Source organism: Streptomyces sp. NPDC002773 (assembly GCF_040295605.1).
GTDB lineage: Bacteria > Actinomycetota > Actinomycetes > Streptomycetales > Streptomycetaceae > Streptomyces.
This window is the reverse complement of the sequence record NZ_JBEOVO010000043.1, coordinates 1-20,767: the sequence shown is the minus strand read 5'-3', so window position 1 is coordinate 20,767 and position 20,767 is coordinate 1. Positions and strand designations below refer to the sequence as shown.

Below are 20,767 nucleotides of genomic sequence, written 5' to 3'. Positions count from 1 at the left end.
AAGGGGAGCCGTTGAGATGCCGCTGTTCGAGCCGAACCCGCAGGCCCTTCGCCCCGGTACGAAGCGGAGTCCGGCCCCGGACCGCGTCCCGGAGCTCCAGGCCCGGGGCACGCCGCGGCGGATGCGCGAGGAGCTCACCGAACTCCTCGGCGCGGAGAAGGTCCTGTCGGGGATCTCCGACCTGGTCAGGTACGCATCGGACGCCAGCCCCTACCGCTTCGTGCCGCAGGTCGTCGTGGTCGCCGAGGACATCGACGACATCTCCACGATCCTGTCGTACGCGCACGGCAAGGGCCGCTCCGTGGTCTTCAGGGCCGCCGGCACCAGCCTCAACGGGCAGGCGCAGGGGGAGGACATCCTGGTCGACGTGCGCCGCCACTGGGTGGGCGTCGAGGTCCTGGACGGCGGCGCGCGCGCCCGGATCCGCCCCGGCACCACCGTCGTACGGGCCAATGCCGCGCTCGCCCCGTACGGGCGGGTCCTGGGCCCCGACCCGGCGAGTGCCGTCGCCTGCACGATCGGCGGGGTCGTCGCCAACAACGCCTCGGGCATGACGGCCGGGACGGCCCGCAACTCGTACCGGACCGTCTCCTCGCTCACCTTCGTCCTGCCGAGCGGGACCGTCGTCGACACGGCCGACCCGGCCGCCGACGAGGAACTGGCGCGTGCCGAGCCGAGGCTGTGCGCGGAACTGACGGCGATCAAGGCGGAGATCGAGGCGGACGCCGAGCTGACCGCCCGGATCCGCGCCAAGTACGCCATCAAGAACACCAACGGCTACCGGCTCGACGCCTTCCTCGACGGCGACACCCCGGTGCGGATCCTGCGCGGCCTCATGGTCGGCTCCGAGGGCACCTTCGGTTTCATCTCGGAGGTCGTCTTCGACACGCTGCCGCTGGACCGCGAGGTGTCCACGGCGCTGCTCTTCTTCCCCTCGCTGCCGGCGGCGGCGGCCGCCGTTCCCCTCTTCACCGAGGCCGGGGCGCTGGCCGTCGAGCTGATGGACGGCAACACGCTGCGGGCATCGGTGAGCGTGGCGGGCGTGCCCGCGGACTGGGCGGAGCTGCCGAGGGAGACGGCGGCGCTCCTGGTGGAGTTCCGGGCGCCGGACGCGGCGGCGCGGGAGGCGTACGAACGGGCGGCGGACGAGATCCTCGCCGGGCTGCACCTGGTGGCCCCGGTGGCCTCCGTGGAGAACGCGTTCACCCGCGACCCGCGGCGGATCGCCGGGTACTGGAAGGCCCGCAAGGCCTTCGTGGCGGCGGTCGGCGGCGCCCGCCCGTCCGGTACGACCCTGATCACCGAGGACTTCGCCGTGCCGCCGGCCCGGCTCGCGGAGGCCTGCGCGGCGCTGCGCGAGCTCCAGTCCCGGCACGGTTTCGAGGCGGCCGTGGCCGGTCACGCCGCGCACGGCAACCTCCACTTCCTCCTCGCCTTCGACGCGGCCGACCCCACCGACGTCGAGCGGTACGCGCGCTTCATGGACGAGTTCTGCAAGCTGACCGTGGAACGCTTCGACGGCTCCCTGAAGGCGGAGCACGCCACCGGCCGCAACATCGCGCCCTTCCTCGAACTGGAGTGGGGGACGAAGGCGACCGACCTGATGTGGCGGATCAAGGAGGCCGTCGACCCCGACGGGGTCCTGGCGCCGCGGATCGTTTTGGACCGCGACCCGCACGCCCATCTGCGCGGTCTGAAGACGATTCCGTCCATCGAGCGGATCGCCGACCCCTGCATCGAGTGCGGCTTCTGCGAACCGACCTGCCCCAGCAAGGACCTGACGACCACTCCGCGCCAGCGGATCGTGCTGCGCCGCGAGATGATGCGGCAGGGTGCCGGCTCGCCCGTCGAGGCCCGGCTCCTCGACGCGTACGGGTACGACGCCGTCGACACCTGCGCCGGTGACTCGACCTGCAAGCTGGCCTGCCCGGTGGGGATCGACACGGGCGCCCTGATGAAGGAGTTCCGGCACGAGCGGCACTCGCCGCGCGAGGAGCGGATCGCCGCCCTCGCGGCGAGGAACTTCCGGGCCGTGGAGGCCTCCGCGCGGCTCGCGGTCGCGGCGGCGGACCGGATCGGGGACCGGGTCCTGGAGTCGGTGACGGGGTTCGCCCGCCGGGCGGTCAGCAGCGACCTCGTACCCGAGTGGCTGCCGCAGATCCCGGGCGCGGCGGCGCGGCGGCTGCCCCGCACCCACCGCCCGGCGGCGGTCGCCGTCTACTACCCGGCCTGTGTGAACCGGATCTTCGGCGGTCCCGACGGCGACCGGGGGCCCTCGCTCCCCGAGGCGGTGGTCGCGGTGTCGGCCCGGGCGGGGAAGCCGGTGTGGATCCCGGACGACGTGGCCGGTACGTGCTGCGCGACCATCTGGCACTCCAAGGGGTACCGGCGGGGCAACGAGGTGATGGCGAACCGGATCGTCGAGGCGGCCTGGGGGTGGACGGCGGGCGGAACGCTGCCGCTGGTGGTGGACGCCTCCTCGTGCACGCTCGGCCTCGCGCACGAGGTGGTGCCGTACCTGACGGAGGACAACCGGGCGCTGCACGCGGAGATGACGGTGGTGGACTCGCTGGTGTGGGCGGCGGACGAGCTGCTCCCCCGGCTCGACGTCCGCCGCCGTGTCGCCTCCGCCGTGGTGCACCCGACGTGCTCCATGCGGCACCTGGGCGACGAGGAGAAGCTGACGGTGCTCGCGCAGGCCTGCGCGGAGGAGGTCGTCGTCCCCGCCGACGCGGGCTGCTGCGCCTTCGCGGGCGACCGGGGGATGCTGCGTCCGGAGCTGACGGCCTCGGCGACCGCCCGTGAGGCGGCCGAGGTGACGGCGCGGTCCTTCGACGCGTATCTCTCGGCCAACCGGATGTGCGAGATCGGGATGGACCGGGCGACGGGCCGCACCTACGGGTCGGTGCTCCTCGCCCTGGAGCGTGCGACGCGCCCCTGACGGCCCCTCCCTTCGTCTGTTCGGGTGACGGTGGGTGATCCGTACCGCTCGGCGCGAGGTCCGGCACCGTACAGTCCGACCATCCGACGGGACGGCCGTGCACTCGGTCCGGGAGGTTCCATGAACGAGCAGACGCCGGGGGGCCCGAGCCGCCGCCAGGTCCTCGGGACCGCCGCGGCGGCCGGCGCGGGGCTCGGCGCCGGCGCCTTCGGCGGCCCGTCCGCCCGGGCCGCGGAGGCCTCAGGGGTCGTGGCCGCGCCGAAGCGCCGTGGGGCCACCATGGCCGGCGTCCCCTTCGAGAAGCGCTCCACGGTCCGGGTCGGCATCGTCGGGTACGGCAACCGGAGCGCCGCGATGATCGGCCACTTCCTGTCGCTCCCCGGGGTCCGCGTGACCGCCGTCTGCGACCCCGTACGCGACAAGGCGGAGCGGGCGGCCGCCAAGGTCAGGTCGGCCGGACACCCGGCACCCGCCCTGTACACGAACGGCGAGAGCGACTACGAGAAGCTCTGCGCCCGCTCGGACGTCGACCTCGTGTACGTGGCCACCCCCTGGGAGAGCCATTTCGCGATCGCGCGTGCGGCGATGCTGAACGGCAAGCACGCGGGCGTGGAGTGCCCGGTCGCGATGCGGCTCGACGAGCTGTGGGAGCTGGTCGACCTGTCGGAGCAGACCCGCCGCCACTGCATGCAGCTGGAGAACTGCTGCTACGGCCGGAACGAGCTGCGGGTGCTGCGGATGGCGCACGCCGGCAAGTTCGGCCGGCTCCTGCACGGCGCGGGGGCGTACAACCACGACCTACGCGCGCTGCTGTTCTCCCCGACGTACTACGAGGGCCCGTGGCGCCGGCTGTGGCACACGCGGATGAGGGGCGACCTCTACCCCACCCACGGCTTCGGTCCCGTCGCCACCTACATGGACGTCAACCGGGGCGACCGGGCAGTGAGCATCAGCAGCTTCGGCACGCCGGCGCTGAGCCTCGCCGAGTACCGCGAGGAGAACGTGCCGGCCGGCGACCCGAGCTGGAAGGAGTCGTACACCGGAAGCGACCGGACGGTCAGCCTGGTCCAGACGGCGAAGGGGCGGGTGATCCGCCTCGAACACGACGTGTCCACCCCGCACCCGTACAGCCGGATCAACAGTCTGGGCGGTACGCGGGGCGTCTTCGAGGACTTCCCCGCGCGGGTGTACATCGAGCCGGACCACAAGGACGACGAGTGGGGCGACTTCTCGGCGTACGCGGCCGAGTTCGACCACTGGCTCTGGAAGGACCACGCGAACCCGCCGGGCGCCCACGGCGGCATGGACTACCTGATGGTGTTCCGGCTGATGCAGTGCATGCGGCTCGGGCTCACGCCGGACTTCGACGTGTACGACGCCGCCACCTGGACGGCGCCGCTGCCGCTGAGCGACGCCTCGATCAAGGCCAAGGGCGCCCCGCAGGAGATCCCCGACTTCACGCGCGGCGAGTGGGCCAAGGCCCGCGCGGGTCTGGACTCGGCGAAACCCGCCTGAGGGGTACGGTGCCCGGTCCCGCGTACGGGTCCGGGCACCGCCGTGTTCAGCAGCGCCGCAGGTCCTGCGTGACGGTGCCCTGGACGGTCGTCACGCTCCGGTCGTGGCAGCCGTCGGAGCCGTACAGCCGGTACCGCTCGTTCGTGGTGCCGACCGCGTGCCGCTGGTCGCGCGGGACACCGGTGGTGTACGTGGCGTCCCCGGTGTACGTGTCGTCGAGCCACGACCAGGAGAGGCGCCGTCCGTCGCGCACGACGCTCGCGGCGGCGCGGTCCCCGAGGGTGAGGACCGTCCGCAGCCGGTCGCCCGCGCCGATCGTCGTCTCCCCGTCCATGGTGTACGTCCGGTCGGTGCGGGTGACCGTCCGGCCGGAGGTGACGGACTCCCGGTCGGTCCAGCGCGCGGTGAACGCGTCCGGGTTCTCGTCCTCGCCCCAGCGGTGGACGGAGGTGTGGGCGACGGTCCGGTCGACGGTGGTGCGGACCCGGCCGTGCGAGGTGTTCAGATGCCCGGCGACGGTCAGCCGGTGGTCCGCGTCCGTGTCCAGGCGGTGCGGCGAACCCGCCGTGTAGCGGGAGGAGTTGCGCGGGACGCTCTCCTCGTGGCGGTCGAGGCCGCCGGTGACGACCCGGCTGCCCTCGTCCTGCCAGAGCAGCACGTTGGTGGGGGTGGACCAGCCGACCTGCCCGGCGGGGACCCCGGCGACGGCGACGTCGACGCGGTGGGCACGGCCGTCGTTGAGGAGGGCGGCGAAGGGCGTGAGGTCGTAGACGATCGGCTGGACGTCGAAGGCGCGCGGCCCGGGGGTGACGTACCAGAGGAAGGGGTTGGACCAGCCGCCGGTCCAGACCGTGGGGAAGGGCGCGGCGATGCCCGCGAGGCGGCCGTCGACGGAGACGCGGACCTCCCGGTGCGGGCCTTCGGCGGCGCGGCAGGAGTAGGGGGCGGCGTCGGGCACGGAGAGGTACCAGTACTCCTCGCAGCCGCCGCCGGAGCCGGTGGCGTACACCTCGGCGAGGACGCGTTCGGTGTTGCGCGGGGTGGTGAGGGTGGCGCCGGTGAGCGGGATCACCCGGTCGGGCGTACCGGCTGCGGGCTTCACGCGGCCCTGGGCGGTGTGGAAGGTGAGGGTGACGCGGACGTCGAGGACGCCGGTGTACGTCTCGTTCACGACATTGCCGATGAGCATCTCGACCGGCTGCGGGCGGCTGAGGGTGTCGCGGTAGCGGGTGACGTCCTTCTCGACGGACCAGGTGATGCCGTCGGGCGAGGGCTGGGGCGTGGAGGTGCGGAAGATCTCCACGCCGCCGACGGTGAGGTGGCCGAGGCGGTCGTACTGACGGCCCTTCACGCTGCCTTCGAGGCGGAGGACGACCTTGTTCCAACGGGTGCCGCACTCCTTCGGCGGGGCGTAACTCCCCTGGTAGGGGGTGAAGTCGCGGAACTGGGCGACGGCGAGGGTCACCTCGCAGCTGCGGGTGCCGGGGGTGTCGACGGGCGGGGCGGCGGTGACCGGGTCGTGCCAGTCGCTGGTGAACTCGGCCGGGGGCGTCGGGCCGTTCGGACCGTCGGCGGCGGCCGGGTGGGCGGTGAGGAGCGCGCTCGCGGCGAGGGCCAGACCGCTGAGCATGCTCATGATCTTGAGTGATCTCATGGGGCGGAAGTGAAGCGTGGTCGGCGTCCTGCGGTCCAGAGGGCGATGAGCGGACATGGCGCGATCTGTTCCGTCGTGGGGAAAATCGATTGCCGCCGGGCGGGGAAAAAGCGAACCTTGCACGGTTTCCACCCCGCCGTCACGCACCACGACCGTCACGCACGCCGTCGAACACCGCCGTCGCACACCCCCGGCGTGCGTATCCCCCCAGACGAGACAAGACCCGGAGACCCTGGGACGCCATGCAGATTCGAGATCTTCCCTACGCCGACCCAGGGGTCCCCGATGTCCGCTCGGGCACCCGGTTCCTGATCTGGCTGGGCCGTCAGCAGCTCGGCGGGCAGGTGAAGTCCATGCTCTGGGGACTCCTGCACCACCTGGGCATCGCCGGACTGCCGCTCGGCACCGGCATCGCCGTGCAGGCCGTCGTGGACCGCGACGGGGGGCGGCTCGCGGTCGCCGGAGTGCTGCTCGTGGTCATGGGCGCCGCGATCGCCATCGGTGACGTGATGCTGCACCGTACGGCCGTCACCAACTGGATCACGGCGTCCGCCCGGGTCCAGCAGCTGCTCTCCCGCAAGACCGCCGAGCTGGGCTCGCTCCTGACCCGGCGGGTCGCCGCGGGCGAGGTCGTCGCCGTCTCCACCGGCGACGTCGAGAAGATCGGCTGGTTCGTCGAGGCCCTCTCCCGGTTCGTCGCGGGCGCCGTCGTGCTCGTACTCATCTGCGTCGGCCTCTTCGTCTACGAGCCGTCCCTCGGCGTCGTCGTCGCCGTCGGCATCCCCTTCCTCGCCCTGTCCGTGCTGCCGCTCCTCCCCCGCGCGACCCGCCGGGCGGACGTCCAGCGCGAGAAGGCGGGCAAGGCCACCGAGCTGGCCTCCGACACCGTCGCCGGACTCCGCGTCCTGCGCGGCATCGGCGGCGAGGAGCTGTTCCTCGGCCGCTACCGCGCCGCCTCCCAGGAGGTCCGCAGGGCGGCCGTGCGCAGCGCGCGCATGTGGGCGCTGATCTCCGCGACCCAGGTCGTGCTGCCCGGCATCCTGCTCATCGTCGTGGTGGCGTACGGGGCGCGGCTCGCGCTCGACGGGCGGATCACGGTCGGCGAGCTGGTCACGGTCTACAGCACCGTGGCCCTGACCCTCTACCCGTTGCGGAACTTCGAGGAGATCGCCATGGCCTTCTCCTTCTCCCGGCCGTCCGCGAAGCGGGCCGCCCGGGTGCTCGCCCTGGCCCGTACGTCCACCACCACCGACGCCACCGGTGCCGGGGGCGAGGACCGGAAGGCGCACGGCGACCTGTACGACCCGCTGACCGGGCTGCTCGCGCCCGCCGGCCGCTTCACCGCGGTCGTCTGCGGCGACCCGGACGTGGCCGGGCGGCTCGCGGACCGGCTCGGCGGCCACCCGGCGGAGCCGGGCGCCGACCACACCTCGGTCCTGCTCGGCGGGGTCCCGCTCGACGAACTGCCGCTCGGGGCCGCCCGTACGGCCGTCCTCGTCCAGGACAAGGATCCCGTCCTGCTCTCGGGCACCCTCCACGAACTGCTCGACGTGCCCCGCTCCGGCGAGGTGCTTCCGGCGCAGGCGCTCGCCGCCGCCCGGTGCGAGGACGTCCTCGACGCGCTGGCGCAGGCCTCCGTGGACAGCGACGGCGATCCGATGCGCACCCGCATCACCGAGCGGGGCCGGTCGCTCTCCGGCGGCCAGCGGCAGCGGCTCGCGCTCGCCCGGTCCCTGATGGCCGACCCGGAGGTGCTCGTCCTCGACGAGCCCACCTCGGCGGTCGACGCGCACACCGAGGCCCGGGTCGCGGCCGGCATCAGCGAGCTGCGCGAGGCACGGACCACCGTGGTCCTCGCCTCCTCACCGCTGCTCCTGGACCGCGCCGACCGGGTCGTCCTGGTCGACGAGGGCCAGGCCGTCGCCGTCGGCACCCATCGCGAGCTGCTCGCTCGGGAGCCCCGCTACCGCGCGGTCGTCACCCGCGAGACCGACGAGGAACTCGACACGGCGGGCCCCCGCCTCGGCGAGATCGAAGCACTGGAAGGGGAATCGGCATGATCGGCCTGGCGCCGCCCGCGTACGACCCGGCGGCCCCGACGACGGCGACGACGCTGCCGGTCGCCGCCACCGCGACCGTCCGCGCCTACGTCCGTGAGCTGCTGCACCGCCACCGCCGGGCGTTCGCCGTGCTCATCGGGGTGAACACGGTCGCCGTGATCGCCTCGATGACCGGCCCCTACCTGCTCGGTTCGGTGGTGGACGAACTGGCCTCGGGGGCGCGCGAGCTGCATCTGGAGCGTACGGTCGCGCTGTTCGCGGTCGCCCTGCTCGTGCAGACGTTCTTCGTGCGGCTCGTCCGGCTGCGCGGGGCGATGCTCGGCGAGGAGATGCTGGCCGATCTGCGGGAGGACTTCCTCGTCCGCGCGGTCGGCCTGCCGCCCGGCGTCCTTGAGCGGGCCGGTACCGGTGATCTCCTCTCCCGGATCACCACGGACGTCGACCGGCTGTCCAACGCGATGCGCGAGGCCGTGCCGCAGCTGGCCATCGGTGTCGTGTGGGTGGGGCTGCTGCTCGGCGGCCTCGCGGTGACGTCGCCGCCGCTCGCGCTCGTCGCGCTCCTCGCGGCGCCGCTGCTGGTCGTGGGCTGCCGCTGGTACTTCAAGCGGGCGCCCTCGGCGTACCGCTCGGAGTCCGCGGGGTACGCGGCGGTGGCCGCCGCCCTCGCGGAGACGGTCGACGCGGGCCGTACGGTCGAGGCGCACCGCCTGGGAGCCCGCCGGATCGCCCTGTCGGACCGGCGCATCACCGAGTGGGTGGCGTGGGAGCGGTACACGCTCTTCCTGCGCTCGGTGCTCTTCCCCGTCGTCAACGTCACCCATATGACGGTGCTCTGTTCCGTGCTGCTGTTCGGCGGGGTGTTCGTGCTCCAGGGCTGGATCGACGTGGGGCAGCTGACGACGGGCGCGTTGCTCGCGCAGATGCTGGTGGACCCGATCGGGATCGTGCTCCGCTGGTACGACGAGCTCCAGGTCGCCCAGGTGTCGCTGGCGCGGCTCGTCGGCGTCCGGGACATCGAGCCGGACGCGGGCGACGCGGAGGTATCGCCGGAGGGCCGGGCTGTCCGTGCGGACGAGGTCAGGTTCGGCTACCGCGAAGGCGTCGACGTGCTGCACGAGGTGACCCTGAAGGTGGCTCCCGGCACCCGGCTCGCGCTCGTGGGCCCGTCCGGTGCGGGCAAGTCCACCCTCGGCCGACTGCTCGCGGGCGTCTACGCCCCCCGGACCGGTTCGGTCACCCTCGGCGCGGCCGAGCTGGCGCGGATGCCCGCCGAGCGGGTCCGTGAGCACGTGGCCCTGGTCAACCAGGAGCACCACGTCTTCGTGGGCACCCTCCGGGACAACCTGCTCCTGGCGAGGACCGGGGCGTCCGACACGGACCTGTGGGCCGCGCTCACGGCGGTGGACGCGGAGGTCTGGGCCCGGGGTCTCGACGAGGGCCTGGACACCGAGGTCGGGTCGGGCGGCCGGTCGCTCACCCCGGCGCAGGCCCAGCAGATCGCCCTTGCCCGGCTGGTGCTCGCGGACCCGCACACCCTGGTCCTCGACGAGGCGACCTCGCTGCTCGACCCGCGCGCGGCCCGGCACCTGGAGCGCTCGCTCGGCCGGGTCCTGGACGGGCGCACGGTGGTGGCGATCGCCCACCGGCTGCACACCGCGCACGACGCCGACCTGATCGCGGTGGTCGAGTCGGGGCGGATCAGCGAGCTGGGCAGCCACACGGAACTCGTCGAGGCGGACGGGGCGTACGCAGCGCTGTGGCGGTCCTGGCACGGCTGACCGCCGAGGCGAACCGTACCGAGCCGCCGCGGGGCCGGGCCGTCGATACGACGGCCCGGCCCCGCGGCGGTCAGTACCCGATCGTGAAGCGGCGCTGGACGAAGCGGGGCAGTTCCGCCTCGTCGACGAGGGCCACGGCCGCGTCCTCCGCCGAGACCCGGCTGCGTCCCTCGGCGTCGCGGACGGGCTGGTCCTCGCCGATGCGGAAGCGGCCGGTGCGCTCGCCGGGGGCGATGTCCTCGGCGGGGCTGAAGTAGGTCCACCGCCGGTTCGAGGTGCGCAGCACGTTCAGGGCGTCCCGGTGGCCGCGTACCGCCGCCGCGTAGGCGCGGGGCAGACCGACGGCGTCGAGGGTCTCGTGGAGGCGTTCCTCCGCGTCGGCGAGCACCACACCGGGCTCGACCTCCAGGCTGCCCGCGCCGCCGATCACGATCAGCCGGGTCCTGGGGTGGCTCTCCAGCGCCGTGAGCAGGGCCCGGGCGGCGGTGGCGTAGACGCCGGCGTCGGCGATGGAGCGCCGCACGGTGTCGGAGAGGTCCTTGGAGGCGTTCCCGGGCTGGAAGGCGCTGATGAGGACGTCGAGTCCGGGCAGGACGGCGGCGATGCCCTCGGGGTCGAGGACGTCGAGGCTCGTCCAGGTGATGTTCTCGCGGGTCTCGCCGGCCGCCGCCTCCGTGGCGTCGCGGCTGAAGGCGTTGATGTGGTGGCCTCGTTCCAGGGCCTCCGCGACGACGCGGCTGCCGATGGTGCCGGTGGCTCCGATGACTCCGATACGCATGACTCTCCCCTGTGATCACATCTCTGGCGTGACGCCGTGAGAAAACTATACGCCGTGAAGTTCACGGCGTGCAGTTTCCATACGCCTACCAAGAAGGCGGTAAGGTGCCCGCATGACCGGGACTTCGGAGACAGGGACGGGGACGGCTCCGGCCGGGCGCGGACGCCGTGAGCGGCTCCGGGCCGAGACCACGGCCGAGATCAAGGGCACGGCCCTGCGCCTGATGGCCTCGGGAGGCCCCGATGCCATCACCCTGCGGGCCATCGCCCGCGAGATGGGCATGACGGCCAACGCGATCTACGGCTACTTCGCCACCCGCGACGACCTGGTGACCACGCTCATCGACGATGTGTACGGGGCGCTCGCCGACGCCGTGGAAGCGGCCTGGGCCGGCGCCCCCGCCGAGGACCCGGCCGCCCGGATCCTGGCGTGGGCCCGCGCCTTCCGCACCTGGGCCCTGACGAACCCCGAGGGCTTCCGGCTCGTGTACGGAGACCCGGTGCCCGGCTACCGGCCCCCCGAGGGCGGCCCCGCCCCGGACCCGGCCCGCCGGGTGTGCACCGGCCTCGCGGGACTCGCCGCGGCCGCCTGGCCGTACGCCGAACCCCTCTACCGGGACAGCGCCTTCGCCTGGTCCGACTTCGACGCCGGGCTCCTCGACAAGGTGCGCCCCGCCTTCCCCGAACTGCCGCCCGCGGGCGTCGCCCTCGCCCTGCGCCTCTGGGGCCACCTGCACGGACTCGTGGCCCTGGAGGTGTACGGGCATCTCGGCCGCCAGACGGCCAGCCCGGACAAGCTCTTCCAGGAAGAACTCCTCCGGCTCGTGACGACCCTCGGGGTACCGCGGAGCGGTTGAGAGCGGCCCGGGTCCGATGAAGCTTCAGATGACGCTGCAGATGGAGCTTCAGATGAAGCCGAGCGCGGAGGCGCCGCCGGCTCCGCCGAGCAGCATGAACGCCGGCATCAGGACCTTGAGCTCCACCCAGCTGCCGGCCCGGAAGCGCATGGGCTTGGGCGGGCCGATCGGGTACCAGCGCTTGCGGCCGACCGGGATCGGCCACAGGATCGGGCAGCCCGAGACGGTCAGGGCGTCGCCGATGTCGTGGACGAGGGCGCCGAGGACGATCGGGAGCCCGAGCCACAGGTACTCCTGGCCGGGGCCGGTGAAGAACCAGTCCGAGCCGTTGCCCGGCTGGTCGAGGACGCCGGCCAGGATCCAGGCGCTGGTCGCGCCCAGCAGCCAGACCAGGACGTCACTGGACATCCGCGCGGCCCGCCACAGCAGGCCCTCCACGGCGAGCACCAGATGGACGAAGAGGATCGCGAGGACCGCCCACCGGCCGCCGGTGACCGCCGCGGCGGAGGCGCCGGCGCCGATCAGGACCGCCCAGAGCCAGGTGTGGGTGAGCGTCCGGTGGCCGCCCGACCTGCGGGGGTCGGCGGAGGAGCGGGTCGCCTTGTAGACGGCGTACGACAGCTTGTCGACGATCTCGCAGAGGCCCTTGGAGACCGGCCCGAAGGCGCGGGAGATGGTCGCGGACTTGTGGTCGAGGTCGGGGGCGAGGGCGGCGCCCGCGCAGATGAGCGCGCCGACGACGAGAACCGGCCAGGGCATCGGCCGGTCGAAGGCGGCCGCCGCCGCTCCGACGCCCAGCCAGGCCGCCGCTCCGGACAGCGAATGCGCCGGTCCCATCATGGTTGACCCGCCCCGTTTCTCCCCTGCCGGCGCTCAGTTGACGACCGGTCGACGGACGAGCCTATCGTCCGTGATCTTGGCGGCCGGTGGCCGGTTCCCTCATCCGAGCGGAATCCAGGCAAGATGGGGGCGTGACCCTTATCGATCAGCTGCCGCCGACCGCCGACCCCGACGCCCTCTTCGAGGCCTTCTCCTCCTGGGCCGAGGACCGGGGCATCACGCTCTACCCGGCCCAGGAAGAGGCGCTGATCGAGGTCGTCTCCGGGGCGAACGTGATCTTGTCCACCCCCACCGGTTCGGGAAAGTCGCTGGTCGCGGCGGGGGCTCACTTCACCGCGCTCGCGAACGACCAGGTGACGTTCTACACCGCGCCGATCAAGGCGCTGGTGTCGGAGAAGTTCTTCGACCTGTGCAAGATCTTCGGCACCGAGAACGTCGGCATGCTGACCGGTGACGCCTCCGTGAACGCGGACGCGCCGGTCATCTGCTGCACCGCCGAGGTCCTCGCCTCGATCGCGCTGCGGGACGGCAAGTACGCCGACATCGGCCAGGTCGTCATGGACGAGTTCCACTTCTACGCGGAGGCGGACCGCGGCTGGGCCTGGCAGATCCCGCTCCTCGAACTCCCCCAGGCCCAGTTCGTCCTCATGTCGGCGACGCTCGGCGACATGTCGATGTTCGAGAAGGACCTGACCCGGCGCACGGGCCGCCCCACCTCGGTGGTCCGCTCCGCGACCCGGCCGGTGCCGCTCTCGTACGAGTACCGGCTGACGCCCATCACGGACACTCTGACCGAACTCCTGGAGACCAGGCAGGCGCCCGTCTACATCGTGCACTTCACGCAGGCGCAGGCCGTGGAGCGCGCGCAGTCGCTGATGAGCATCAACATGTGCACGCGCGAGGAGAAGGACAAGATCGCCGAGCTGATCGGCAACTTCCGCTTCACCACCAAGTTCGGCCAGAACCTCTCGCGTTACGTCCGCCACGGCATCGGCGTGCACCACGCGGGCATGCTGCCGAAGTACCGTCGGCTCGTCGAGAAGCTCGCCCAGGCGGGCCTCCTGAAGGTGATCTGCGGGACGGACACCCTCGGCGTCGGCGTGAACGTGCCGATCCGTACGGTGCTCTTCACGGCCCTGACGAAGTACGACGGCACCCGGGTGCGCACCCTGCGCGCCCGTGAGTTCCACCAGATCGCGGGCCGGGCCGGCCGGGCCGGCTTCGACACGGCCGGTTACGTGGTGGCGCAGGCCCCCGAGCACGTCATCGAGAACGAGAAGGCGCTCGCGAAGGCCGGCGACGACCCGAAGAAGCGCCGCAAGGTGGTCCGCAAGAAGGCCCCGGAGGGCTTCGTCGCCTGGAGCGACGCGACGTTCGACAAGCTGATCGACGCCGAGCCGGAGCCGCTGACCTCCCGCTTCAAGGTCACCAACATCATGCTGCTGTCGGTGATCGCCCGGCCGGGCAACGCCTTCGAGGCGATGCGGGGGCTCCTGGAGGACAACCACGAGCCGCGCAAGGCGCAGTTGCGGCACATCCGCAGGGCCATCGCGATCTACCGCTCGCTGCTCGACGGCGGCGTGGTGGAGCAGCTGGACACCCCGGACGCCGAAGGCCGCACGATCCGGCTCACGGTCGACCTCCAGCAGGACTTCGCGCTCAACCAGCCGCTGTCGACGTTCGCGCTCGCCGCCTTCGACCTGCTGGACCCCGAGTCCCCCTCGTACGCCCTGGACATGGTCTCCGTCGTCGAGTCGACGCTCGACGACCCGCGCCAGATCCTCGCCGCCATGCAGAACAAGGCGCGCGGCGAGGCGGTCGGCCAGATGAAGCGGGACGGCGTCGAGTACGAGGAGCGGATGGAGCGGCTCCAGGAGATCTCGTACCCGAAGCCCCTGGGCGAGCTGCTCTGGCACGCGTACGACGTCTACCGGAAGTCGCACCCGTGGGTCGGCGACCACCCGGTGTCGCCGAAGTCGGTCATCCGTGACATGTACGAACGGGCCATGACCTTCACCGAGTTCACCTCCTGGTACGAGCTGGCGCGGACCGAGGGCATCGTGCTCCGGTACCTGGCGAGCGCGTACAAGGCGCTCGACCACACCATCCCGGACGACCTGAAGACGGAGGACCTGGAGGACCTGATCGCCTGGCTGGGCGAGATGGTGCGCCAGGTGGACTCCTCGCTGCTCGACGAGTGGGAGCAGCTCGCGAACCCGGAGGTCCAGACGGCCGAGGAGGCTCAGGAGAAGGCCGACCAGGTCAAGCCGGTCACGGCCAACGCCCGCGCCTTCCGGGTCCTGGTGCGGAACGCGATGTTCCGCCGGGTGGAGCTGGCCGCTCTCGACAACGTGTCCGCGCTGGGCGAGCTGGACGCCGAGTCCGGCTGGGACGCGGACGCGTGGGGCGACGCGATGGACGCGTACTGGGACGAGTACGACGACCTCGGTACGGGTCCGGACGCGCGCGGTCCGAAGCTGCTCGCCATCGAGGAGGACGCGGCGCACGGCCTGTGGCGCGTCCGGCAGACCTTCGCCGACCCGAACGGAGACCATGACTGGGGCGTCAGCGCGGAGGTGGATCTCGCGGCCTCCGACGAGGAGGGCCGCGCGGTGGTCCGCGTGACGTCCGTCGGACAGCTGTAGACACCCCCCGAAGGAGCTCAGCCGTGACGAATCCCGCCGAGAGGCTCGTGGACCTGCTCGACCTGGAGCAGATCGAGGTCAACATCTTCCGCGGGCGCAGCCCGCAGGAGTCGCTGCAACGGGTCTTCGGCGGGCAGGTCGCCGGGCAGGCCCTGGTGGCGGCAGGACGCACCACGGAGGGCGACCGGCCGGTGCACTCGCTGCACGCCTACTTCCTGCGGCCGGGCCGGCCCGGGGTGCCGATCGTCTACCAGGTGGAGCGGGTGCGGGACGGGCGTTCGTTCACGACCCGCCGGGTGACGGCCGTGCAGGAGGGGCGGACGATCTTCAACCTGACGGCCTCCTTCCACAAGCCGGAGGAGGGCGCCTTCGAGCACCAGCTGCCGCCGCGGCATCTGACCGACCCGGAGAGCCTGCCGAACCTCGCGGACGAGATCCGCGAACACCTCGGCGCGCTGCCGGAGGCCCTGGAGCGGATGGCCCGCCGGCAGCCCTTCGACATCCGGTACGTGGACCGGCTGCGCTGGACCATGGACGAGGTCAAGGACGCCGACCCGCGCTCCGCGGTGTGGATGCGGGCCGTCGGTCCACTGGGCGACGACCCGCTGGTCCACACCTGCGCCCTGACGTACGCCTCGGACATGACGCTCCTGGACGCGGTCCGGATCCCGATCGAGCCGCTCTGGGGCCCGCGGGGCTTCGACATGGCCTCGCTCGACCACGCGATGTGGTTCCACCGCCCGTTCCGCGCGGACGAGTGGTTCCTCTACGACCAGGAGTCCCCGATCGCGACGGGCGGCCGGGGCCTGGCGCGGGGCAGGATCTACGACCGCGAGGGCCGGCTCCTGGTGTCGGTGGTGCAGGAGGGCCTGTTCCGCGCGCTGTAGGCCGTCCCGGTCACTCGTACTCGGTGCCGCCCTTACGGGTCAGGTAGGCCGGGCTGACCGCCTTCGCGATGGCCCGGCCGCCGGTGACCGAGCTGTACCGCTCGGTCGCGGGCCGGATGACGACGCCCTCCCGCAGGTGCGCCTCCCGCCCGGAGACGGTCTCGCGGCCGGTGGCGTGCGCGAGGACGGTGTCCAGGTCGTACGGGCCGGAGTACAGCCGCGGTACGAGCGGGACCTCGCCGGCCTCCAGGACGTCTGCGGGGTCCAGCCACCGCACCCGGCCGTCGATCTCGGCCGACACGTCGAAGAGCGCGTACCCGACGGTCTCGGACCGGGCGTCGGCGCCGTACGCGAGGTCCTGCACCCCGGAGCCGTACACCTCGCCGAAGAAGCCGACGCGGCGGGCGCCGATACGTTTCGCCAGCCGCTCGGCGACGGCGGGCAGACCGTGGCCGTGGACAGCGCGCCAGTACAGGTTGCGCGGGTCCTCCTGGAGGGCGAGCCCCTTCGCCCCGAAGCCCTTCGAGGAGACCTGCACGCGCCCCTCCTCGGCGTGGTACGTCAACAGGCAGGCCGTTCCGTGCAGCTTCTCCGTCAGGACGACGGGCTCGCCCGGCTCGAACATGCCGGGGTAGCGCTGGAGGTTCTCGATGTCGACCCAGGGCAGCAGGTCGGGCGCGACCTCGACGTCACCGCTCATCGTCGGCGGGATCGGCGGCGCCCACTTGACGATGCCGAGCGTCTCCGCGAAGTCGGTCCCCTCGCTCGCGGCCCGCGTCAGGTCGACGCCCGCGAGCGCACCGGGCCGGCACACGATCCCCTGCGACAGCTCGCCACGCAGCCGCACCGCCTTCACCCGGTCCGACTGCTTCCCGGCGAGCCGCCCGGTCAGCCCGAGCTCGTCGACGAGCCCCGCGGGCAGCACCGCCTGCTCCGGGATGTAGACGGCGACCTCACCGGTCCGGTAGGCGCCCTTGGCGACGACGGCCCGATAGAGCCCGACCTGGGCCAGTTCCAGGGCGTCGGCGTTGGGGTGGGGATGGACGGTGAGGACTTCGGCGGTGACGCGCAGGGTGGACATCTCAGGGCTCCGGGTGCTCGGATCTCGGTCTCATCGGCGCCCACCCTGCTGTCCGGGGAAACGGCTGGGCCAGTGGTTTTCGGACCGGTAGCGTCGCCGGGTTCCGGCTCGACGGCCCCACAGGGCCCGGTCGATGCCCGGCAGGGTGTCCTGTTCCACCTGGTGGCGGCGGGTGCGGATGTCCGGGGCCCTTTCTCCGGCGCGGAATCGATCTCGATTGCCAGTGGTTCGTCTCCCATGTTGAGATCGGACCCTATTCCGATGAGGAGCAGTCCATGAGCCTGTACGACATACCGCTGACGTCCCTGACCGGTGACCCGGTCTCCCTCGCCGACTACCGGGACCGCGCGGTCCTGGTGGTGAACGTGGCCTCCAAGTGCGGGCTGACCCCGCAGTACGCGGGTCTTGAGCGGCTGCAGAAGGAGTACGGGGAGCGCGGCTTCACCGTGCTCGGGGTGCCCTGCAACCAGTTCGCGGGCCAGGAGCCGGGCAGCGCCGAGGAGATCCAGACCTTCTGTTCGGCGACGTACGGCGTGTCCTTCCCGCTCCTGGCGAAGACCGACGTCAACGGCGACGGCCGCCACCCGCTCTACACGGAGCTGGTGAAGGTCGCCGACGCCGAGGGCGAGGCCGGTGACGTCCAGTGGAACTTCGAGAAGTTCCTGATCGGCCGCGACGGCCGGGTCACCCGTTTCCGTCCGCGCACCGAGCCGGACGCCCCCGAGGTCGTGGCCGCGATCGAGGCCCAGCTTGTCTGACACACGCGTCGTCGAACGGCTGCGGGCCGCGGGGTGCGTCTTCGCCGAGGAGGAGGCGGAGATGCTGCTCTCGGCGGCGGCAGGACCCGACGAGCTCGACCTGATGGTCGAGCGGCGGGCCGCGGGTCTGCCACTGGAACACATCGTGGGCTGGGCCGAGTTCGACGGGCTGCGGATCGAGGTCGACGGCGGGGTCTTCGTGCCCCGGCGGCGTACGGAGTTCCTCGTCGGACACGCGGTGGGGCTGGCGCGGCCGGGAGCCGTCTGCGTCGACCTGTGCTGCGGCTCGGGCGCCGCGGGCGCGGTGCTGCTCGACCGGGTGCCGGGCGCGGAGGTGCACGCGGCGGACATCGAGCCGGCGGCGGTGTGCTGCGCCCGGCGGAACGTCGAGCCGCGCGGCGGCCGGGTGTACGCGGGTGATCTGTTCGCGCCGCTGCCGGCGGAGCTGCGGGGCCGGGTCGAGATCCTGGTCGCCAACGTGCCGTACGTACCGACCGAGGAGATCGGGCTGCTGCCCCCGGAGGCGCGGGACCACGAGCCGCTCGTCACGCTCGACGGCGGCCCGGACGGTCTCGACGTGCTGCGCCGGGTCGCCGCCGAGGCGCCGGAGTGGCTGGCGCCCGGCGGCCGCCTTCTTGTGGAGACGAGCGAACGGCAGGCCGAGGGGGCGGTGGCCGCCGTCGCGGAGGTCTCGGGCGGCCTGCTGGCCCCCGAGGTGATCACCTCCGAGGAGTGGTGGGCGACGGTCGTCGTCGCGACCCGCCGCTAGGGCCTGTCCGGGCGGGCCGGACCCGGCGGGAATTGTCAGACAGGCCCTAGGTCGCCACCCCGCCGCCTCAGGCCGTCCTGGGTGTGAGGCGGCAGCGGGCCGGGCCCATCGCCTGGAGGGTGATCGCGGGGAGGACGGGCACCTCGGTGTCGACGGCCTCGAAGCCGTACCGCTGGAGGATCATCGCGAGGGCGATCACCGACTCCAGCATCGAGAAGTGCTGGCCGATGCACGCGCGCGGACCGCCGCCGAAGGGGAACCACGCGTACCGGGGGCGGGCCGCCTCCGCCTCGGGCGTGAAGCGGTCCGGGTCGAAGCGCTCCGCGTCTTCCCAGTACTCCGGGTGCCGGTGGGTGACCCAGGGGGCGACGATGACGTCCGCGCCCGCGGGGATGGTGACGCCGCCGATCTCGGTGGCGGCGACGGCGCGGCGGCCGATGACCGCGGCGGCCGGGAAGAGCCGCATGGCCTCCTTGAGGACCTGGGTGACGTACGGCAGCGCGTCGAGGTCGGCGGCGCCGGGTACACGGCCGTCGAGGACCCGGTCGACCTCCTCGTGGGCGCGCTTCTGCGCCTCCGGGTGGAGGGCGAGGAGGTGGAGGGCGAAGCCGAGGGAGCTGGCGGTCGTCTCGTGGCCGGCGAGCAGGAACACGAGGACCTGCTCGCGCAGCTCGGTCGCGTCGAAGCTGCCGTCCTCGGCGCTCTCGGCCTCGACGAGGAGGCTGAGCAGGTCCTGCCCGTCGCCGGGAGCCGCGCCGGAGCCGCGGCGTTCGGCGATGATGCGGTCGCACACCTCGTACAGCGCCCGGTGGACGGCGGCGGCCTTGCGGTTGCCCGGGGTGGGCCAGTCGCGGGGGATGTTGACCGGGGAGAAGCCGCGGCGCAGCACGTAGGCGCCCAGTTCGGGGAAGCTGCGCTCGACGATCTCGACGGCGGTGTCGACGTCCGTACCGAAGAGGATGCGGGCCACGGCACGCATGGCGAGGCGGGTCATCTCCTGGAGGACGTCGACGGTTCCGTCGCCGCCGTCCTGCCACTCGCCGACGAGGGTGGTGACCTCGGCGGCGACGGCCGAGGCGTAGGAGTCGACACGGCGGCGGGTGAAGAGGGGCTGGACGAGCCGGCGCTGACGCAGGTAGTCCTCGTCCTGGCTCGTGAGGAGTCCGTTGCCGAAGGACTCGCGCAGCTCCTGGTAGAACCGGTTGTCCTTGCGGAAGTTGGCCGATTCCCCGGCGAGGACCTGCTGGGCGCCCTCGGCGGAGAAGACGCCGTAGACGACGGCGCGCAGTCCGGGCGGTCCCGCGGCGATCCGTACGACGTCGCCGTGCTCGTGCCGGGCGCGCAGGAAGGTGCCCAGGGAGTCCTTCTTGAGGTCGAGCATGGAGCCGAGCAGTGGCAGTCCCGCGAGTTCGGGCGCTGCGGTACCGGTGGTGGTGGCCATGGGCGGTTCCCCCTCGATCGTCACCTGCGGGGCGATTGTCCCCCAGGAAGTGACCCGCGGGTAGTAGCGGTGGGCAGGTGGCGAACACCCGTCCGGATCCGGTCGGTTGTCAGTGGCGTCTGGGAGGCTCGTCCCATGGAGCGACCCGAGTTGACCCTGCAACTGACGATCGACTGCGCCGACCCCCAGCGGCTGGTGCCCTTCTGGCTGGAGGCCCTGCGGTACGTCCCGGATCCGCCGCCGGCCGGGCACGCCACCTGGCGTGCGTACTGGGCGGCGATCGGCGTCCCCGAGGAGGAGTTGGGCGAGGACGCCGGCGAGCTGCCGGAGTCCATCGTGGATCCCAAGGGCGTCGGGCCCCGGGTCTGGTTCCAGCAGGTCCCGGAGCCCAAGACCGTCAAGAACCGGGTCCATCTGGACCTCAAGGTCGGCGGCGGCCGCGACGTCCCGCTCGCTCTGCGCCGGGAGCGGGTGGACGGCGAGGTGTCCCGGCTGACGGCGCTCGGCGCGACGATCCTGTATGCCATGGACGAGCCGAACGGCATGGACTACTACGCGGTGGTCCTCCAGGACCCGGAGGGCAACGAGTTCTGTCTGGTGTGAGCGCGGCTGCGGGCAGGCCCCGGGGCGCGCACCGGCCCGGGACCTGCCCGCTCCTCCTACTTCGCAAGCGCGCGGCTGATCACCATGCGCTGGATCTCGCTGGTGCCCTCGAAGATGGTGTAGATCGCGGCGTCGCGGTATGCAACTGCTGACAGAAGACT

General features: G+C 72.5%; 16 protein-coding genes. 10 read left to right on the top strand and 6 right to left on the bottom strand.

The features are described from left to right. The first annotated feature begins 16 nt into the window (after positions 1-16). Both ABT034_RS31925 and ABT034_RS31920 read left to right on the top strand, forming a co-directional pair. Positions 17-2,941, top strand: coding sequence for an FAD-binding and (Fe-S)-binding domain-containing protein (locus tag ABT034_RS31925; RefSeq protein ID WP_351220572.1), 2,925 nt, complete (start codon positions 17-19; stop codon positions 2,939-2,941). A 120-nt stretch (positions 2,942-3,061) separates the two neighbouring features. Further along, positions 3,062-4,456: a Gfo/Idh/MocA family protein gene (locus ABT034_RS31920; protein ID WP_351220571.1), complete on the top strand. Its 1,395-nt coding sequence runs from the start codon at positions 3,062-3,064 to the stop codon at positions 4,454-4,456. 46 nt (positions 4,457-4,502) lie between these two features. Here the strand turns inward: ABT034_RS31920 and ABT034_RS31915 are convergent, their stop codons facing one another. Continuing rightward, the gene (locus tag ABT034_RS31915; protein WP_351220570.1) at positions 4,503-6,110 is read right to left on the bottom strand and encodes a peptide-N4-asparagine amidase; all 1,608 of its coding nucleotides are present in this window, start codon (positions 6,108-6,110) and stop codon (positions 4,503-4,505) included. Between the two features lie 242 nt (positions 6,111-6,352). Here ABT034_RS31915 and ABT034_RS31910 point away from each other — a divergent pair, with 242 nt between their 5' ends. Together ABT034_RS31910 and ABT034_RS31905 are read left to right on the top strand one after the other, a co-directional pair. After that, positions 6,353-8,170, top strand: coding sequence for an ABC transporter ATP-binding protein (locus ABT034_RS31910; protein ID WP_351220569.1), 1,818 nt, complete (start codon positions 6,353-6,355; stop codon positions 8,168-8,170). Beyond that, complete coding sequence (locus tag ABT034_RS31905; protein ID WP_351220568.1) at positions 8,167-9,948, top strand: ABC transporter ATP-binding protein; 1,782 nt, start codon at positions 8,167-8,169, stop codon at positions 9,946-9,948. The genes ABT034_RS31910 and ABT034_RS31905 overlap by 4 nt, the downstream gene beginning before the upstream one ends. Positions 9,949-10,018: 70 nt before the next feature. On the opposite strand, the gene ABT034_RS31900 is transcribed toward ABT034_RS31905, so the two are convergent. Then, positions 10,019-10,726, bottom strand: a complete 708-nt coding sequence (locus ABT034_RS31900; protein WP_351220567.1) for an NAD(P)-dependent oxidoreductase — start codon at positions 10,724-10,726, stop codon at positions 10,019-10,021. Between the two features lie 112 nt (positions 10,727-10,838). On the opposite strand from ABT034_RS31900, the gene ABT034_RS31895 reads away from it, so the two are divergent. Further along, a complete protein-coding gene (locus ABT034_RS31895; RefSeq protein WP_351220566.1) occupies positions 10,839-11,582 on the top strand; it encodes a TetR/AcrR family transcriptional regulator in 744 nt (247 codons plus the stop codon). A 48-nt stretch (positions 11,583-11,630) separates the two neighbouring features. On the opposite strand, the gene ABT034_RS31890 is transcribed toward ABT034_RS31895, so the two are convergent. Continuing rightward, positions 11,631-12,422, bottom strand: a complete 792-nt coding sequence (locus ABT034_RS31890) for a metal-dependent hydrolase (protein WP_351220565.1) — start codon at positions 12,420-12,422, stop codon at positions 11,631-11,633. A gap of 131 nt (positions 12,423-12,553) precedes the next feature. On the opposite strand from ABT034_RS31890, the gene ABT034_RS31885 reads away from it, so the two are divergent. Together ABT034_RS31885 and ABT034_RS31880 are read left to right on the top strand one after the other, a co-directional pair. Further along, the gene (locus ABT034_RS31885; protein ID WP_351220564.1) at positions 12,554-15,067 is read left to right on the top strand and encodes a DEAD/DEAH box helicase; all 2,514 of its coding nucleotides are present in this window, start codon (positions 12,554-12,556) and stop codon (positions 15,065-15,067) included. Positions 15,068-15,090: 23 nt separating this feature from the next. Beyond that, entirely contained in the window at positions 15,091-15,954 is an 864-nt protein-coding gene (locus ABT034_RS31880; RefSeq protein WP_351220563.1) for an acyl-CoA thioesterase, read from the top strand. A 10-nt stretch (positions 15,955-15,964) separates the two neighbouring features. On the opposite strand, the gene ABT034_RS31875 is transcribed toward ABT034_RS31880, so the two are convergent. Beyond that, positions 15,965-17,035 (bottom strand): RNA ligase (ATP), encoded by a 1,071-nt coding sequence (locus tag ABT034_RS31875; protein WP_351220562.1) that lies wholly within the window; start codon positions 17,033-17,035, stop codon positions 15,965-15,967. A 275-nt stretch (positions 17,036-17,310) separates the two neighbouring features. On the opposite strand from ABT034_RS31875, the gene ABT034_RS31870 reads away from it, so the two are divergent. Both ABT034_RS31870 and ABT034_RS31865 read left to right on the top strand, forming a co-directional pair. Beyond that, positions 17,311-17,793 (top strand): glutathione peroxidase, encoded by a 483-nt coding sequence (locus ABT034_RS31870; RefSeq protein WP_351220561.1) that lies wholly within the window; start codon positions 17,311-17,313, stop codon positions 17,791-17,793. Then, positions 17,786-18,562: a putative protein N(5)-glutamine methyltransferase gene (locus ABT034_RS31865; RefSeq protein ID WP_351220560.1), complete on the top strand. Its 777-nt coding sequence runs from the start codon at positions 17,786-17,788 to the stop codon at positions 18,560-18,562. Before ABT034_RS31870 ends, ABT034_RS31865 begins: the two co-directional genes overlap by 8 nt. A gap of 67 nt (positions 18,563-18,629) precedes the next feature. On the opposite strand, the gene ABT034_RS31860 is transcribed toward ABT034_RS31865, so the two are convergent. Next, entirely contained in the window at positions 18,630-20,003 is a 1,374-nt protein-coding gene (locus ABT034_RS31860) for a cytochrome P450 (RefSeq protein ID WP_351220559.1), read from the bottom strand. A 135-nt stretch (positions 20,004-20,138) separates the two neighbouring features. Here ABT034_RS31860 and ABT034_RS31855 point away from each other — a divergent pair, with 135 nt between their 5' ends. Then, positions 20,139-20,606: a VOC family protein gene (locus ABT034_RS31855; RefSeq protein ID WP_351220558.1), complete on the top strand. Its 468-nt coding sequence runs from the start codon at positions 20,139-20,141 to the stop codon at positions 20,604-20,606. Positions 20,607-20,662: 56 nt separating this feature from the next. Here the strand turns inward: ABT034_RS31855 and ABT034_RS31850 are convergent. Further along, positions 20,663-20,767: acyl-CoA dehydrogenase family protein (locus ABT034_RS31850; RefSeq protein WP_351220595.1), on the bottom strand; the 105-nt coding region annotated here is incomplete at its 5' end.